The sequence below is a fragment of the Pseudomonas sp. AK181 genome (genome assembly GCF_051122975.1).
Classification (GTDB): Bacteria; Pseudomonadota; Gammaproteobacteria; order Pseudomonadales; family Pseudomonadaceae; genus Aquipseudomonas; species Aquipseudomonas lactis.
Genome location: NZ_CP146348.1, coordinates 5,081,077 through 5,097,237, shown reverse-complemented (window position 1 = coordinate 5,097,237; position 16,161 = coordinate 5,081,077). Strand labels below are relative to the sequence as shown.

Genomic DNA, 16,161 nt, shown 5'->3' with positions numbered 1-16,161 from the left:
CTGCCCGTCAGATATGCAGGATGTATTCGCGAACCAGCTTGCTGCCGAAATAGGCCAGCATCAACAGGCAGAAACCGGCCAGGGTCCAGCGGATGGCCTTGTGCCCACGCCAGCCGAGGCGGTTGCGCCCCCACAGCAGCACGCTGAACACCACCCACGCCAGGCACGCCAGCAAGGTTTTATGCACCAGGTGCTGGGCAAACAGGTTTTCGACGAACAGCCAGCCGGAGATCAGCGACAGCGACAGCAGGGTCCAACCGGCCCACAGGAACCCGAACAGCAGGCTTTCCATGGTTTGCAGCGGCGGGAAGTTCTTGATCAGCCCGGACGGGTGCTTGTGCTTGAGCTGGTGATCCTGCAGCAGCAGGAGCAGGGCCTGGAACACCGCGATGGTGAACATGCCGTAGGCGAGAATCGACAACAGGATGTGGGCGAGGATGCCCGGTTCCTCGTCGATCACCTGTACGGTGCCAGTGGGGGTGAACTGGGCGAGCAGCACCGTCAGCATTCCCAAGGGGAATAACAGCACCAGCAGGTTCTCCACCGGGATCCGGTAGCAGGCCAGCAGCGTCAGCGCGATGACGGCCGCGGCGATCAGGCTGGCGGCGCTGAAAAAGTCCAGGCCCAGGCCGACCGGGGTCATCAGGTGGGTGAACAGGCTGGCGGCATGGGCCAGCAGGGCCAGCACGCCAAGGCCGACGAGCAGACGTTTGTCCGCTTTGGCGCCTTGGGCCAGACGAGTGCCCTGATAGAGGGTCGCAGCGGCATACAAAATGGCGGCGGCGAGGCTGGGTAGCAAACTGGGTGACAAAGGGAGCATAAATCCTGGTAGGCAAGCCCGAAAGGCGTTGAGTTTGGCACACACCTGCGTTGCAAGAAAGACTCCCGGGCCAGACAGCGGGTGTGCATGGGCGCAGTCTTCGCTATAATCCGCGACCTGCCCACGCCGCAGGCTCGGCGAACGCTGTTTTCAATAGCTATTTCCCCCAGCCTGGGCCGCCATTACCTCGGTCTACCTGCATTTCGATGAATAGGGCCTGAAAGGATCGCGCATGTTTGAAAACTTGACTGACCGTCTCTCGCAGACGCTGCGCCACGTTACCGGCAAGGCCAAGCTGACCGAGGACAATATTAAAGACACCCTGCGTGAAGTGCGCATGGCGTTGCTGGAAGCCGACGTGGCTTTGCCGGTGGTGAAGGACTTCGTCAACTCGGTTAAGGAACGCGCGGTCGGCACCGAAGTGTCCCGCAGCCTGACCCCGGGCCAGGCCTTTGTGAAGATCGTCCAGGCCGAACTCGAAAGCCTGATGGGCGCGGCCAACGAAGACCTGAACCTCAGCGCCGTGCCGCCAGCCGTCGTGCTGATGGCGGGCCTGCAAGGTGCGGGTAAAACCACCACCGCCGGCAAACTGGCGCGCTTCCTTAAAGAGCGCAAGAAGAAATCCGTGATGGTGGTGTCGGCCGACGTGTACCGTCCGGCGGCCATCAAACAGTTGGAAATGCTCGCGGGCGAAGTGGGCGTGACCTTCTTCCCGTCCGACCTGAGCCAGAAGCCGGTCGACATCGCCAACGCGGCTATTAAAGAAGCCAAGCTCAAGTTCATCGACGTGGTCATCGTCGATACCGCCGGTCGCCTGCACATCGACGAAGAGATGATGGGCGAGATCAAGGCGCTGCATGCCGCGATCAACCCGGTCGAGACGCTGTTCGTGGTCGACGCGATGACCGGCCAGGATGCGGCCAACACCGCCAAGGCCTTTGGTGACGCACTGCCGCTGACCGGCGTGATCCTCACCAAGGTCGACGGCGACGCCCGTGGCGGTGCCGCGCTGTCGGTACGTGCCATCACTGGCAAGCCGATCAAGTTCATCGGTATGGGTGAGAAGAGCGAAGCGCTCGAGCCGTTCCACCCTGAGCGTATCGCCTCGCGCATCCTCGGCATGGGTGACGTGCTCAGCCTGATCGAGCAGGCCGAAGCCACGCTCGACAAGGACAAGGCCGACAAACTGGCCAAGAAGCTGAAGAAGGGCAAGGGCTTCGACCTCGAAGACTTCCGCGACCAGCTGCAACAGATGAAGAACATGGGCGGCCTCGGCGGCCTGATGGACAAGCTGCCCAACATCGGCGGTGTGAACCTGGCGCAAATGGGCAACGCCCAGGGCGCGGCAGAGAAGCAGTTCAAGCAGATGGAAGCCATCATCAACTCCATGACCCCGGCCGAGCGCCGCGACCCTGAGCTGATCAGCGGTTCGCGCAAGCGCCGGATCGCCATGGGTTCCGGCACCCAGGTGCAGGACATCGGTCGCTTGATCAAGCAACACAAGCAGATGCAGAAGATGATGAAGAAATTCTCCGCCAAGGGCGGTATGGCCAAGATGATGCGCGGCATGGGCGGTATGTTGCCCGGCGGCGGCATGCCTAAAATGTAAAGAATTCGAGCAAAAGCCTGCTTTTGCTCCGCCCCACAAGGATGTGGGATCTCCAGCAAACCCGCCGTTGGCGGGCGCTGACTCGCCGTTTTAACCGACGGCTCTATAGCAGATCTGAATGGCACGCTGATAGGCGCCAGAAAAAGACATTTGCAAAAGTCCGGATATTCCTTAGAATATGCGGCCTTTCGGGCACCTATGCCCGCTGTGCATTTAGATTTGCAGCACCGACTACAGGAACGATGTTCACATGCTAACAATCCGTCTTGCCCTTGGCGGCTCCAAAAAGCGCCCGTTTTACCACTTGACCGTAACCGACAGCCGCAACCCGCGTGACGGTTCGCACAAGGAACAGGTTGGTTTCTTCAACCCTGTTGCTCGTGGTCAAGAAGTTCGTCTGTCCGTGAACCAAGAGCGCGTAGCCTACTGGCTGAGCGTTGGCGCACAGCCATCCGAGCGCGTTGCAAAACTGTTGAAGGACTCGGCTAAGGCCGCAGCCTGAGCAATATGAACGCGACGCCAGCTGTTGCTGATGATTTGATCGTTATCGGCAAGATTTACTCTGTTCATGGCGTTCGCGGCGAAGTGAAGGTGTATTCCTTTACTGATCCGACTGAAAACCTGTTGCAGTACAAGACCTGGACGCTCAAGCGCGAAGGGAGTGTGAAACAGGTAGAGCTGGTCAGTGGACGCGGGAGCGACAAGTTCCTGGTCGCAAAGCTCAAGGGTCTTGATGACCGTGAAGAAGCTCGTCTTCTGGCCGGTTATGAGATCTGCGTGCCGCGCAACCTGTTCCCTGAATTGACCGACGGCGAGTACTACTGGTACCAGCTGGAAGGTCTGAAGGTTATTGATCAACTCGGGCAATTGCTGGGGAAAATCGATCATCTTCTGGAAACCGGCGCCAATGATGTAATGGTGGTCAAGCCTTGCGCTGGCAGCCTGGATGACCGTGAACGCCTGTTGCCCTATACCGAGCAATGCGTGTTGGCCGTCGACCTGGCAGCGGGCGAGATGAAGGTGGAATGGGACGCGGACTTCTAAGCGTGGCTAATTTGCGCATTGAAGTGATCAGTTTGTTTCCCGAGATGTTTTCCGCCATCAGCGAGTACGGCATCACCAGTCGGGCGGTGAAACAGGGGCTGTTGCAGCTCACCTGTTGGAACCCGCGAGACTACACGACGGATCGACATCACACTGTGGACGATCGCCCATTTGGCGGTGGCCCGGGCATGGTGATGAAGATCAAGCCCCTGGAAGATGCGTTGGTTCAGGCCAAGGCAGCCGCCGGGGAGAAGGCGAAGGTAATTTACCTGTCCCCTCAAGGCCGTCAGCTGAAACAGGCGGCGGTACGCGAACTGGCGAATGAGGAAAGTTTGATCCTGATTGCCGGTCGCTATGAAGGCATTGACGAGCGTTTTATTGAAGCTCATGTCGATGAAGAGTGGTCGATTGGGGACTATGTCCTGTCTGGCGGCGAGCTGCCGGCGATGGTCCTGATAGATGCGGTTACACGACTGCTGCCCGGAGCTTTAGGGCATGCGGACTCCGCGGAGGAAGATTCCTTCACGGATGGTTTGCTGGATTGCCCGCACTACACCCGTCCGGAGGTGTATGTGGATCAGCGTGTTCCCGACGTATTGCTAAGTGGCAATCACGCACACATCCGGCGTTGGCGTTTACAGCAGTCCCTTGGTCGGACCTATGAACGACGCGCCGATCTTCTGGAAAGCCGCTCGCTTTCTGGAGAAGAGAAGAAGCTGCTCGAGGAATACATCCTCGCGCGGGACGATAGTTAACAACGTATCGATGGTAGGTCCATTGACTTACCTTAGGAGCACAGCATGACTAACAAAATCATCCTTGCACTCGAAGCAGAGCAGATGACCAAAGAGATCCCTACCTTTGCCCCGGGCGACACTATTGTCGTTCAGGTGAAAGTGAAGGAAGGCGACCGTTCGCGTCTGCAAGCGTTCGAAGGCGTGGTAATCGCCAAGCGTAACCGTGGTGTGAACAGTGCTTTCACTGTTCGTAAAATCTCCAACGGTGTTGGCGTAGAGCGTACTTTCCAGACCTACAGCCCGCAAATCGACAGCATGGCCGTTAAGCGTCGCGGTGACGTACGTAAAGCCAAGCTGTACTACCTGCGTGACCTGTCCGGTAAAGCAGCTCGCATCAAGGAAAAACTGGCTTAAGTCCAGCTTCCCGATGCAGAAAAAAGCAGCCTACGGGCTGCTTTTTTGTGCCTGAAATTTGCCTATCTGTTGGTATTGACCCATGACCACCCGCCTCGAAGAAATCCAGCGCCGCACCGACCTGTCTGTCACCCACGTGACCAAGGCCGTGTTCCCGCCCACCACCAACCACCACAACACCCTGTTCGGCGGCACCGCCTTGGCGTGGATGGACGAAGTGTCGTTCATCACCGCCACGCGTTTCTGCCGCTTACCTTTGGTGACGGTCTCCACCGACCGTATCGACTTCAACCACGCGATCCCGGCCGGCTCTATCGTTGAGCTGATCGGTCGGGTGATCAAAGTCGGCAACACCAGCCTCAAGGTCGAAGTGGAGGTGTTCGTCGAGAGCATGAGCGCTGATGGCCGTGAAAAGGCGATCCAGGGCGTGTTCAGCTTCGTCGCGATTGACGCAGATAAACGCCCTGTACCGGTTCTGCCTGGGTTTGTTGACTGACTACTCGGCGGTGTTGGCCTGCGGTTGAATCACTGCCAGCAAGGTCCAGCCCGCTACAGGCTTCAAGTTGCTCTCTGGCGAGACCACGTGCACCCAGCCGCTGGTGTCCCGGGCAAACAGCAAGGTAGCGCGCTCCCCGTGCAACGCCTGGTACTGCTCCCAGCCAAAGCCGTCGGTGAGGCTGGTGCTGTACAGCTCGGCGCCTTGGCCCAGCAGGCTGGCCAATTTGGTGTAGCTCAAGGGTTGGCTGCCCAGCAAGTGCCCGCGATGTTCGTGGCTGGCCTTGTGCTTGTCGGTGCGACGGTTTTCCTGGCTGCTGGCCAGGGCGAACAGGCGATGGCCGAAATCATGGCGAAAACGCATGGTGGCCAAGGCATTCAGTTCGCCGGAAGGCGAGAGCGCGAGCAGATGCCCCAGGCCGACCAGGTCCAGATGGGACTCGGCATGCTGGGAGGCCGGGTTACCGAAGTACGTAGGCAAGCCTTCCATACGACTGGCGCGAATGTTTTCCCAGCTGGAATCCGTCAGTAACACGCGGCTGCCCAGTTGCTGCAAGGCCTTGCCGAGCGCCCGCGCCGGGCCGTTCGCACCCACGATCAGGAAGCCGCTGGGCGCCGGCTCAGCGACTTTCAGCAGGCGAGCCAAGGGGCGTGCCGTGGCGCTTTGCAGCACCACGGTGCCGATGATCACCGCGAAGGTCAGCGGCACCAGCAACAACGCACCTTCGTGGCCGGCCTCATCCAGGCGGATCGCAAAGATCGCTGACACCGCCGCCGCCACGATTCCCCGTGGGGCGATCCAGGCCAGCAGCGCGCGCTCGCGCCAGTTCAGCCCGGAGCCAAAGGTCGAAAGCGCCACGTTCAATGGGCGTGCAATGAATTGGATGATCAACAGCAGGATCAACACGAACGGGCCCAGGGCGATCATGGCGTTCAGGTCCAGGCGTGCCGCCAGCAGGATGAACAGCCCGGAAATCAGCAAGACACTGAGGTTTTCCTTGAAGTGCAGGATGTGCCGTACATCCACGCCTTTCATGTTCGCCATCCACATGCCCATCAGCGTGACCGCCAGCAGGCCGGACTCATGCATCACCTGGTTGGAGGCGATGAAGATGCCCAGCACGCCCGCCAGTGTCGCCAGGTTGTGCAGGTATTCCGGCAACCACTGGCGGCGCATGATCTGCCCCAGTACCCAGCCACCGGCGATGCCGAACAGGCTGCCGCAAAGGATAACGCCGCCGAAGGTCAGCAGGCTGTGGCTCAAGCCGTCGCCTGATGCACTGGCGATGATGAAGCTATACACCACTACCGCCAGCAGTGCGCCAATCGGGTCGATGACGATGCCTTCCCAACGCAGGATATTGGCGATGGAGGCTTTGGGGCGCACCACACGCAGCATGGGCACGATCACCGTTGGGCCGGTGACCAGTGTCAGGGTGCCGAACAGCAGCGCCAGCATCCAGTCAAAACCCAGCAGCCAGTGGGTAGCCAGCGTGATCACTGCCCAGGTTGACAGGGCGCCAACCGTGACCAGGCGATGCACCACGCTGCCGATTTCCTTCCATTCCGACAGGTGCAGGGTCAGGCTGCCCTCAAACAGGATCAGCGCCACTGCCAACGACACCAACGGCATCAACAGAGGGCCGAACATTTCCTGCGGGTCGAGCCATCCAAGTATCGGCCCTGCCAGAATCCCGCTCAGCAGAAGAAACAGAATCGCTGGCAGTTTCAGGCGCCAGGCCAGCCACTGGCAGCCGAGTGCGGCCACGCCAATACCGCCAAAAGCCAACAAAATCTGTTGTTCGTTCATTAAAGCTTCCTGTTCCTTGAAATAGCGGGCTATGAAAGACTAATGGCTCTTGTCACAGTTCCTTAAATAATACGCGTATTGCCTTGTGCTAAGTCGCTTGAGTGCCCATGCCTGCCATTGACCATCCCCTGATCGACCGCTTCCTCGACGCCCTTTGGTTAGAAAAAGGCCTGTCGGACAACACACGCCAGGCGTACCGCAGTGACTTGGCGCTGTTCAACGGCTGGCTGCAGGAGAAAAACCTAGAGCTGATCAATGCCGGGCGCGAGCTGATCCTCGATCATCTGGCCTGGCGCCTGGAGCAGAACTACAAACCGCGCTCCACTGCGCGATTCCTTTCCGGCGTGCGTGGCTTTTATCGCTACCTGCTGCGGGAAAAACTCATCGCCGTCGACCCGACCCTGCAAATCGACATGCCGCAACTCGGCAGGCCGTTGCCCAAATCCTTGTCGGAAGCCGACGTCGAGGCCTTGCTCGCGGCCCCGGACCTGAGCGAAGCCATCGGCCAGCGCGACCGCGCCATGCTGGAGGTGCTGTATGCCTGCGGCCTGCGCGTCACCGAACTGATCAGCCTGACGCTGGAACAGGTCAACCTGCGCCAGGGCGTATTGCGCGTGATGGGCAAGGGCAGCAAGGAGCGGCTGGTGCCCATGGGCGAGGAGGCGATTGTGTGGGTCGAGCGCTACATGCGCGATGCGCGCCACGAACTGCTCGGTGGACGCCCCAGCGACGTGCTGTTCCCCAGCCAGCGCGGCGAGCAGATGACCCGCCAGACCTTCTGGCACCGCATCAAGCACCAAGCCAAAGTGGCCGGGATCGGCAAGGCGCTGTCGCCCCACACCTTGCGCCATGCCTTCGCCACCCACTTGCTCAACCACGGTGCGGATTTGCGTGTAGTGCAAATGCTGCTTGGGCACAGCGACTTATCCACAACCCAGATCTACACCCACGTGGCGCGCGCACGTTTGCAGGACATGCACGCCAAGCATCACCCACGCGGATAAAACCGTCAGAAATGGCCCATTTTACCTGTCGCGGGCTGCCCTCCCGCCCAACTGTGGTAGGCTTTGCCGGTTCGCAAAGGGGACGGCATCCATTGTGGTCCAGATCAGTATTCTGCTCCCGTCCCTGCCTCTGCCTTCAGGAGTTCCCATGCGCTTGACCCAGATTATTGCCGCCGCAGCCATTGCGTTGGTTTCCACCTTTGCGCTCGCCGATGATGCGGCCGAGCAGACCATCCGCAAGAGCCTGGCCAACCTGGCGCTCGACACGCCTATCGAAAGCATCAGCGCCAGCCCCATGGCCGGCCTGTATGAAGTCAAGCTCAAGGGCAGCCGCGTGCTGTACGCCAGTGCCGATGGCCAGTACATCGTCCAGGGCTACCTGTTCCAGCTCAAGGACGGCAAGCCGGTCAACCTGACCGAGAAGGCCGAGCGCCTGGGCGTGTCCAAGCTGATCAACGGCATCCCGGTGGCTGAAACCGTGGTTTACCCCGCCATTGGCGAAACCAAGACCCACATCACCGTGTTCACCGACACCACATGCCCGTACTGCCACAAGCTGCACGCCGAGATCCCGGCGCTGAACAAGCTGGGTGTGGAAGTGCGCTATGTCGCCTTCCCGCGCCAGGGCCTGGGTTCGCCGGGTGACGAGCAGTTGCAGGCAGTGTGGTGCTCGGCCGACAAGAAAGCGGCCATGGACAAGATGGTCGATGGCAAGGAAATCAAGTCGGCCAAATGCGCCAACCCGGTTTCCAAGCAGTTCGCCCTGGGCCAGTCCATTGGTGTGAACGGTACACCGGCCATCGTTTTGGCCGACGGCCAGGTGATTCCGGGCTACCAGCCGGCGCCGCAAGTTGCCAAACTGGCACTGGGTAGCAAGTAAGCATTTATCGTTGAGCCTTTGACGATCATGGCCCGCCGAACCGTCGGCGGGTCATTAATTGAGAGCCGCAGTTGTGCGGCTGTTTTCACGGCCGACCTAGCGTCGGCCGTTTCATGGGGAGTTCTTCAGTGAAACCGGTCAAAGTAGGCATCTGTGGGTTAGGGACCGTCGGTGGCGGTACCTTCAACGTACTTCAGCGTAACGCTGAAGAAATTTCCCGCCGCGCAGGTCGCGGGATTGAAGTGGCGCAGATTGCCACGCGTTCGCCAAAGCCTCAGTTCGAAACGACCGGTATTGCGATTACCAACGATGTGTTCGCCGTGGCCACCAACCCTGAGATCGACATCGTCATCGAGCTGGTGGGCGGCTACACCGTGGCCCGCGAGCTGGTGCTCAAGGCCATCGAGAACGGTAAGCACGTGGTCACCGCCAACAAGGCGCTGATCGCCGTGCACGGCAACGAGATCTTCGCCAAGGCCCGCGAGAAGGGCGTGATCGTGGCGTTCGAAGCCGCGGTGGCCGGTGGTATCCCGGTGATCAAGGCGATCCGTGAAGGCCTGTCCGCCAACCGCATCAACTGGGTGGCCGGCATCATCAACGGCACCGGTAACTTCATCCTCACCGAAATGCGCGAGAAGGGCCGTACCTTCGAAGACGTGCTGGCCGAAGCCCAGGCCCTGGGTTACGCAGAAGCCGACCCGACCTTCGACGTGGAAGGCATCGACGCGGCCCACAAGCTGACCATCCTGGCCTCCATCGCCTTTGGTATCCCGCTGCAGTTCGACAAGGCCTACACCGAAGGCATCACCAAGCTGACCACCGCCGACGTCAACTACGCCGAAGCCCTGGGCTATCGCATCAAGCACCTGGGTGTGGCGCGCAGCACCCCGGCAGGCATCGAGTTGCGTGTGCACCCGACGCTGATCCCGGCCGATCGCCTGATCGCCAACGTCAACGGCGTGATGAACGCGGTGATGGTCAACGGCGACGCCGCCGGTTCCACCCTGTTCTACGGCGCCGGTGCCGGCATGGAGCCGACCGCGTCGTCGGTGATCGCCGACCTGGTGGACGTGGTTCGCGCCATGACCAGCGACCCGGAAAACCGCGTGCCGCACCTGGCCTTCCAGCCGGACTCGCTGTCGGCCCATCCGATCCTGCCGATCGAAGCCTGCGAAAGTGCCTACTACCTGCGCATCCAGGCCCAGGACCATCCAGGCGTGTTGGCCCAGGTGGCCAGCATCCTGTCGGAGCGCGGTATCAACATCGAGTCGATCATGCAGAAGGAAGTCGAGGAGCAAAACGGCCAGGTGCCGATGATCCTGCTGACCCACCGCGTGCTCGAACAGCACATCAACGATGCCATCCACGCCCTGGAAGCCTTGCAAGGCGTAGTGGGCCCGGTGGTGCGGATTCGCGTCGAACACTTGAACTAACCGATTTGTTCCAGGGGCCCCGTCCATTCGGCGGCCCCTGTTCGAGAATGTTTTAGAGGAGCCAGTCATGCGTTATATCAGCACCCGCGGCCAGGCACCGGCCCTGAATTTCGAAGACGTTCTGCTGGCAGGCCTTGCCACCGACGGCGGCCTGTATGTGCCGGAAAACCTGCCACGCTTCACCCAGGAAGAAATCGCTTCCTGGGCCGGCCTGCCGTATTACGAGCTGGCCTTCCGAGTGATGCGCCCGTTCGTGACCGGCAGCATTCCGGATGCGGACTTCAAAAAGATTCTGGAAGAAACCTACGGCGTGTTTTCCCACAACGCCATCGCGCCCCTGCGCCAACTGAACGGCAATGAGTGGGTGCTGGAGCTGTTCCACGGCCCGACCCTGGCGTTCAAGGACTTCGCCCTGCAACTGCTGGGCCGCCTGCTCGACTACGTGCTGGAAAAGCGCGGCGAGCGCGTGGTGATCATCGGCGCCACCTCCGGCGATACCGGCTCGGCGGCCATCGAAGGGTGCAAGCACTGCGAAAACGTCGACATCTTCATCCTGCACCCGCACAAGCGCGTGTCGGAAGTACAACGTCGGCAGATGACCACCATCTTTGGCGAGAACATCCATAACATCGCCATCGAAGGCAACTTCGACGACTGCCAGGAAATGGTCAAGAACAGCTTCGCTGACCAGAGCTTCCTCAAGGGCACGCGCCTGGTGGCGGTGAACTCGATCAACTGGGCGCGGATCATGGCCCAGATTGTCTACTACTTCCACGCTTCGCTGCAGTTGGGTGGCCCGGCGCGTTCGGTGTCGTTCTCGGTGCCGACCGGCAACTTCGGCGACATTTTTGCCGGTTACCTGGCGCGCAACATGGGCCTGCCGATCAACCAGTTGATCGTCGCCACCAACCGCAACGACATCCTGCATCGCTTCATGAGCGGCAACCAGTACGTGAAGGAAACCCTGCACGCCACGCTGTCGCCGTCCATGGACATCATGGTGTCGTCGAACTTCGAACGCCTGCTGTTCGACATGCACGGTCGCAACGGCGCAGCCCTGGCCGAGTTGATGAACAGCTTCAAGCAAGGTGGCGGCTTCAGCGTCGAGCAAGAGCGCTGGACCGAAACCCGCAAGCTGTTCGATTCCCTGGCCGTGGACGACGCACAGACCTGCGAAACCATCGCGCAGGTCTATGCCGAGACCGGCGAAGTGCTCGACCCGCACACGGCTATCGGCGTGAAAGCCGCCCGCGAGTGCCGCCGCAGCCTGGATATTCCAATGGTGATCCTTGGTACCGCGCACCCGGTCAAGTTCCCGGAAGCGGTGGAGAAGGCCGGCATTGGCAAGGCGCTGGAACTGCCGGAACATTTGACCGACCTGTTCGAGCGCGAAGAGCGCTGCACCGTGTTGGCCAACGACCTGAAGGCGGTGCAGGCGTTTGTCAGCCAGCATGGCAATCGGGGTAAACCGCTCTAATTTAAGAATGTGGTAGCGGGTTTGTGTGGGAGCTGGCTTGCCTGCGATGCGGGCGCCTCGGTACGACTGAATACCGAGGCGTCTGCATCGCGGGCAAGCCCGGCTCCCACATTCAGCTAACTCACCCGCTAACCATGCGGCGGATATCAGGCTGCTACAGGTATGCATTCAGCTTTTTTGCAGTCGGCCAAGCCCGTCCTCGTGACGGGCTTTTTCATTCTGGCGAGCCATACTTGCCCATTCGCCCAATCAAGGAAACCCAACCGGTGCAGGTGTTGATCCAATGGACGTTGAAGCTGGTGGGCCTGTTGTGGCTCACCCAGGTACCCATGAGCCTGGCCGCCGTCAGCCTGCCGTTCAAACTGGTGCCAGCGTTTATCGCGCTTGAACCGATGCCCCTGGCGCCGAACGAGCAGCAGTGGCTGACGGCGCATCGTACGTTGAAGGTGGGCATTTCGATCGATGACTACCAGCCGATCGACATCACCCGCGACCGCAATCGCTACCAGGGCATCAGCGCCGATTACTTGAGCCTGGTCGGCGCGCGGCTGGGCGTGCCCATGCAAGTGCTGGGCTTCTCCGAGCGGGCCCAGGCGGTCGAGGCGCTGCGCAACGGCACCATCGATATTCTCACCAGTGCCAATGGCTACGAGCGTGACGTGCCCGGCCTGCAGTTCACCCCGGACTACATGCCCGACCGTTCAGTGGTGGTGCTGCGCCGCGACGATACCCAAGGCGACGACCTTGCCGGCAAGAAGCTGGTGTTGCTCGACGGCTACGCCAACGTGCAGAAGGTTCACGCGGCGTATCCCGACAGCCACATCATGCTCGCGCCCAACCTCTACAGCGGCCTCGAAGCCTTGAAGCAGGGCGACGTCGATGCGTTTATCGGCAATGAAGTGATCGTGCGCGCGTATAAATCGCTGCGGCCTTACCTGGGGTTGCAGATCAAGGAGCAAAGCCGGCTGGCGCCCATCGGTTTTGCCTTTGCCACCCGCCAGGCTGATCCGTTGCTGGGGGCCATGATGAACCGCGCGCTGGCAAGCCTCGACGAGTCGGTGCAGCGCGAAATCCTCGCACGCTGGACCACGGGTCTCGGCGTCGGCATCAGTGGTGAGCGCATTGCGTTGTCGACATCGGAACGGGCCTGGGTGCGCGAGCATCCCCATGTCGTGGTGGTGGCCCAGCAAATGTCGCCTTATATCTTCAGGGACAAGGACGGCCACTGGGTTGGCTTGAATGTCGACCTGTTGAATCGCATCTCGCGCATGACCGGTTTGCAGTTCATTTATGAAGAGGTGGGTTCTACCGCGCAAACCCTGGAATGGCTGGAAACCGGCCGGGCGCAGATGAACACCACCCTGGCGGTGAATCAGGAGCGCAGTGCGCTGCTCAACTTCAGCCATGGTTTTGGCGGCTCCGGCTGGGTGTTTATCGAACGGGCCGATGCCGCGCCCTTGACGGGCTTGAACCAGTTGGACGGCAAGGTGCTGGCATTGCCGGCGCGCCACGTCATGGAAAGCCAGATTCGCCATGAACATCCACGCATCAAGTTGCGCCTGGTGGACAATTACACCCAGGCCCGTGAGCTGGTACGACGGGGCGAGGCCGCCGCCACCCTACAGACTGAAGTGGAAGTGCAGAGTTACGCAGAGGAGGGGCTGCGTATGGGCCGCAGTGTCGACGGCCAGTGGTCGTCCAACTGCCTGTCGGTGCGTAAGGACCAGCCTGAATTGCTGACCATTCTGAACAAAGCTCTGGAGGCGTTGCCGGTGGCTGAGTTGAGTGCCTTGCGCCTGCGTTGGATCGGTGCCGTGGTGATCCCGCCGCCCGTCTGGCAGCGTGTACCGCCCTGGGCCTATTGGACGGTTGCCACGGCGCTGCTGTTTGTGTTGGTGTCGTTAGTGTGGAATAGCCGGCTCAAGCGCCAGATTCGCCAACGGCTGGAGGCCGAGCAACGGCTCAATGACCAGCTGGCGTTCAAGCGCGCATTGCTCGACGGTATGCCCAACCCGCTGTTCGTCCGCGACCTGGATGGGCGGCTGGTAACCTGCAACAAAAGCTATGAACAGCAACTGGCGACCCGGCTGGAGCTGATCCAGGGCCTGACGCTGATGGAGAGCAAGGTCGTGCCTGACGCCACAGCGGCGCGCCTGCACGCCGGGCACATGGAACAATTGGCCACGCAACAGCCTCTGTTTGTCGACCGGCAACTGGAACTCAACGGCGGCACTTATCACGTCTATCAGTGGACCGTGCCCTTTTTCGACGCCCAGGGCCGCTTGCAGGGGTTGTTGGGCGGCTGGATCGATATCAACGAACGCAAAGACCTGGAGCGCCAACTGATGGACGCCCGCCAGGCCGCCGATGAAGCGAACTACGCCAAAAGTGCATTTCTCTCGGCGTTGAGCCATGAGATTCGCACCCCCATGACCGCCATCATTGGCTTGCTCGAACTGGAGCAAGAGCGTTGTCTGGCAAGCGGCCAGCCGGTTTCCGAGGCGCTGCAAGTGGCCCATCGTTCAGCGCGCGAGTTGATTGCGCTGATGGGCGACAGCCTGGACTTGGCCAAGATCGAGGCCGGTCACCTGCAACTGGCACCACAGACCACTGAGCTCAAGAGTTTTTTCGAGGGTATCCAGAGCCTGTTCGAAGCCACGGCGCAAAAGAAGGGCCTGCATCTGACCCTGGCGTTTGATCCGGCCGCTCAGGGCTATTACTGGTTCGACCCGCTGCGGTTACGCCAGGTGATGCACAACCTGTTGGGCAATGCGCTCAAATTCACCGAGCGGGGCGGGGTTCACCTCAGCGTGACCTGCCAGCGGGATGAGCGCGATACCGAATACCTGCACCTGTGCGTCAAGGACAGCGGCCCGGGCATCAGCGCCGAGCAACAGCCGCGGGTGTTCAAGCCGTTTACCCAGGTAAGCGCCTTGACCGCCGCGCAGCATGGCGGCACCGGGCTGGGCCTGAGTATCTGCAAGCAACTGGTGGAATTGATGGGCGGGAGCATTCACCTCGACAGCGTGGTGGGCGAGGGGACGGTGGTGTGCATTGACCTGCGCCTGGACCGGGTCAGCACCGATGATGTGCCGGCAACGCCCACCGCGACGTTGTCACCGACGGGGCGTAGCCTGTCGGTGCTGGTGGTGGATGATTTGGCGGCCAATCGCCTGGTGCTGGCGCAGCAGTTGCAGTTCCTCGGTCACCAGGTGGTCGTCCTGGAGTCGGCCGAGGCCGCGTTGCAACGCTGGCGTGAGCAGCGTTTTGACGTGCTGGTCACCGATTGCCAGATGCCCGGCATGTCCGGTTATGCCCTGAGTGCGGCGATCCGGCGCCTGGAGGCAGAGGAGCAACGGCCCCGGAGTGCGCTGGTGGGTTGCACCGCCAACGCCATGAAAGATGAACAACGCCGCTGCGAGGACGCCGGTATGGACGAACTGCTGGTCAAGCCCGTGACCCTGGAACACTGGACCCAAGTACTGGCCCGCGTGGCGCCCCAGCGTTCGTTCGATATCCAGGCCCTGCGCACCATGACCCAGGCCGACGGGCCGGTGCTGCAGAGCATGTTGCAGGAACTGGCCAAAAGCCTGGACCACGAACACGAGGTATTGGTGGGCGCCCTGGCCGAGCGTGACATGGCACGCTTGAATGCTTCGCTGCACCGGCTCAAGGGCATTTGCTCGCTGGTGGATGCACTGCCACTCGCCAAGGCCTGCGTCGCCCTTGAACAATGCGCCCGTGAGCAACGCGGCGCCGAGCTTGAAGCACCCTGGTTGCGCTTGTCCGAGGTGCTCAAGGCGTTTCGTCGAGACCTGCAGCCCTACCTGGATGCCTAATACCTCAATGCCGATCAGCTTAGCGAGCGCAATGCTCAAGGCAACGAAGATCCTCTGTGGGAGCTGGCTTGCCTGCGATAGCCGTATCTACACAAATTTGTGGGTACGGTAACCACGATGCGAAGCGAGCCGCTCTTGATCTTGATCTGCTTTTGATCTTAGGCGCCCCGTTAAACCACGCTGGCCGGAATTCGACAGGGATTTGGGGGGTAAACCGGCAGGGATGCCGGTTTAGCGGCCCCGCGCCATGGATGGCGCGTGGCGGCGGCCCCCCAAATCACTGGCGGATTACGGGCACACCGAGCCTAGGCGAGGTGCCGAGTGGTGGGGCAAGAGCGTTTTGCTTACTTTTGCGCTTTTCAAAAGTGAGCCGCCGTCAGGGCGGAACCCTAAGTGGCCGTTACCTAAATAATGGATATGTATTCGGTCAAATCCAATATCCCGGTCGGCTGACAGGCCGTCTTCGCAGGCAAGCCAGCTCCCACATTTGAATCAAGTGCGTCAGAAAGATAGGCGCCGGCTGTCAGGCCGTCACGGGAGCAAGCTCCCTCGCCACAGGTCCAGTGTCGTCGCAAAATTGTGTAGATACCTATGCTGCG

Annotated in this window: 13 protein-coding genes; 11 read left to right on the top strand and 2 right to left on the bottom strand. The window is 60.8% G+C overall.

Features of this window, described 5'->3' with window-relative positions; all coding sequences use genetic code 11:
- Positions 1-7: 7 nt before the first annotated feature.
- The gene (locus tag V8689_RS23280; protein ID WP_003193966.1) at positions 8-820 is read right to left on the bottom strand and encodes a cytochrome C assembly family protein; all 813 of its coding nucleotides are present in this window, start codon (positions 818-820) and stop codon (positions 8-10) included.
- Between the two features lie 232 nt (positions 821-1,052).
- Here V8689_RS23280 and ffh point away from each other — a divergent pair, with 232 nt between their 5' ends.
- The 6 genes from ffh (at position 1,053) to V8689_RS23250 (ending at position 5,120) form a co-directional block, all read left to right on the top strand.
- A complete protein-coding gene (ffh, locus tag V8689_RS23275) occupies positions 1,053-2,429 on the top strand; it encodes a signal recognition particle protein (protein WP_003193965.1) in 1,377 nt (458 codons plus the stop codon).
- Between the two features lie 250 nt (positions 2,430-2,679).
- On the top strand, positions 2,680-2,931 hold the full coding sequence (rpsP, locus tag V8689_RS23270) for a 30S ribosomal protein S16 (protein WP_003175899.1): 252 nt from the start codon (positions 2,680-2,682) through the stop codon (positions 2,929-2,931).
- A gap of 5 nt (positions 2,932-2,936) precedes the next feature.
- The gene (gene rimM, locus V8689_RS23265; RefSeq protein ID WP_003175898.1) at positions 2,937-3,473 is read left to right on the top strand and encodes a ribosome maturation factor RimM; all 537 of its coding nucleotides are present in this window, start codon (positions 2,937-2,939) and stop codon (positions 3,471-3,473) included.
- Positions 3,455-4,228, top strand: a complete 774-nt coding sequence (trmD, locus tag V8689_RS23260; protein ID WP_153475158.1) for a tRNA (guanosine(37)-N1)-methyltransferase TrmD — start codon at positions 3,455-3,457, stop codon at positions 4,226-4,228. Before rimM ends, trmD begins: the two co-directional genes overlap by 19 nt.
- 45 nt (positions 4,229-4,273) lie before the next feature.
- Complete coding sequence (gene rplS, locus V8689_RS23255) at positions 4,274-4,624, top strand: 50S ribosomal protein L19 (RefSeq protein WP_003175895.1); 351 nt, start codon at positions 4,274-4,276, stop codon at positions 4,622-4,624.
- An 82-nt stretch (positions 4,625-4,706) separates the two neighbouring features.
- Positions 4,707-5,120 (top strand): acyl-CoA thioesterase, encoded by a 414-nt coding sequence (locus tag V8689_RS23250; protein WP_003193963.1) that lies wholly within the window; start codon positions 4,707-4,709, stop codon positions 5,118-5,120.
- Here V8689_RS23250 and V8689_RS23245 read toward each other — a convergent pair whose 3' ends face one another.
- A complete protein-coding gene (locus tag V8689_RS23245) occupies positions 5,121-6,929 on the bottom strand; it encodes a cation:proton antiporter (RefSeq protein WP_056789116.1) in 1,809 nt (602 codons plus the stop codon).
- Between the two features lie 107 nt (positions 6,930-7,036).
- On the opposite strand from V8689_RS23245, the gene xerD reads away from it, so the two are divergent.
- The 5 genes from xerD (at position 7,037) to V8689_RS23220 (ending at position 15,562) form a co-directional block, all read left to right on the top strand.
- On the top strand, positions 7,037-7,933 hold the full coding sequence (gene xerD, locus V8689_RS23240; protein WP_047711700.1) for a site-specific tyrosine recombinase XerD: 897 nt from the start codon (positions 7,037-7,039) through the stop codon (positions 7,931-7,933).
- 148 nt (positions 7,934-8,081) lie between these two features.
- Positions 8,082-8,813, top strand: coding sequence for a thioredoxin fold domain-containing protein (locus V8689_RS23235; protein WP_056789118.1), 732 nt, complete (start codon positions 8,082-8,084; stop codon positions 8,811-8,813).
- Positions 8,814-8,941: 128 nt separating this feature from the next.
- Complete coding sequence (locus V8689_RS23230; protein WP_003193959.1) at positions 8,942-10,246, top strand: homoserine dehydrogenase; 1,305 nt, start codon at positions 8,942-8,944, stop codon at positions 10,244-10,246.
- Between the two features lie 67 nt (positions 10,247-10,313).
- On the top strand, positions 10,314-11,723 hold the full coding sequence (gene thrC, locus V8689_RS23225) for a threonine synthase (RefSeq protein ID WP_056789122.1): 1,410 nt from the start codon (positions 10,314-10,316) through the stop codon (positions 11,721-11,723).
- Between the two features lie 266 nt (positions 11,724-11,989).
- A complete protein-coding gene (locus tag V8689_RS23220) occupies positions 11,990-15,562 on the top strand; it encodes an ATP-binding protein (RefSeq protein WP_056789237.1) in 3,573 nt (1,190 codons plus the stop codon).
- The last annotated feature ends 599 nt before the right edge of the window (positions 15,563-16,161 follow it).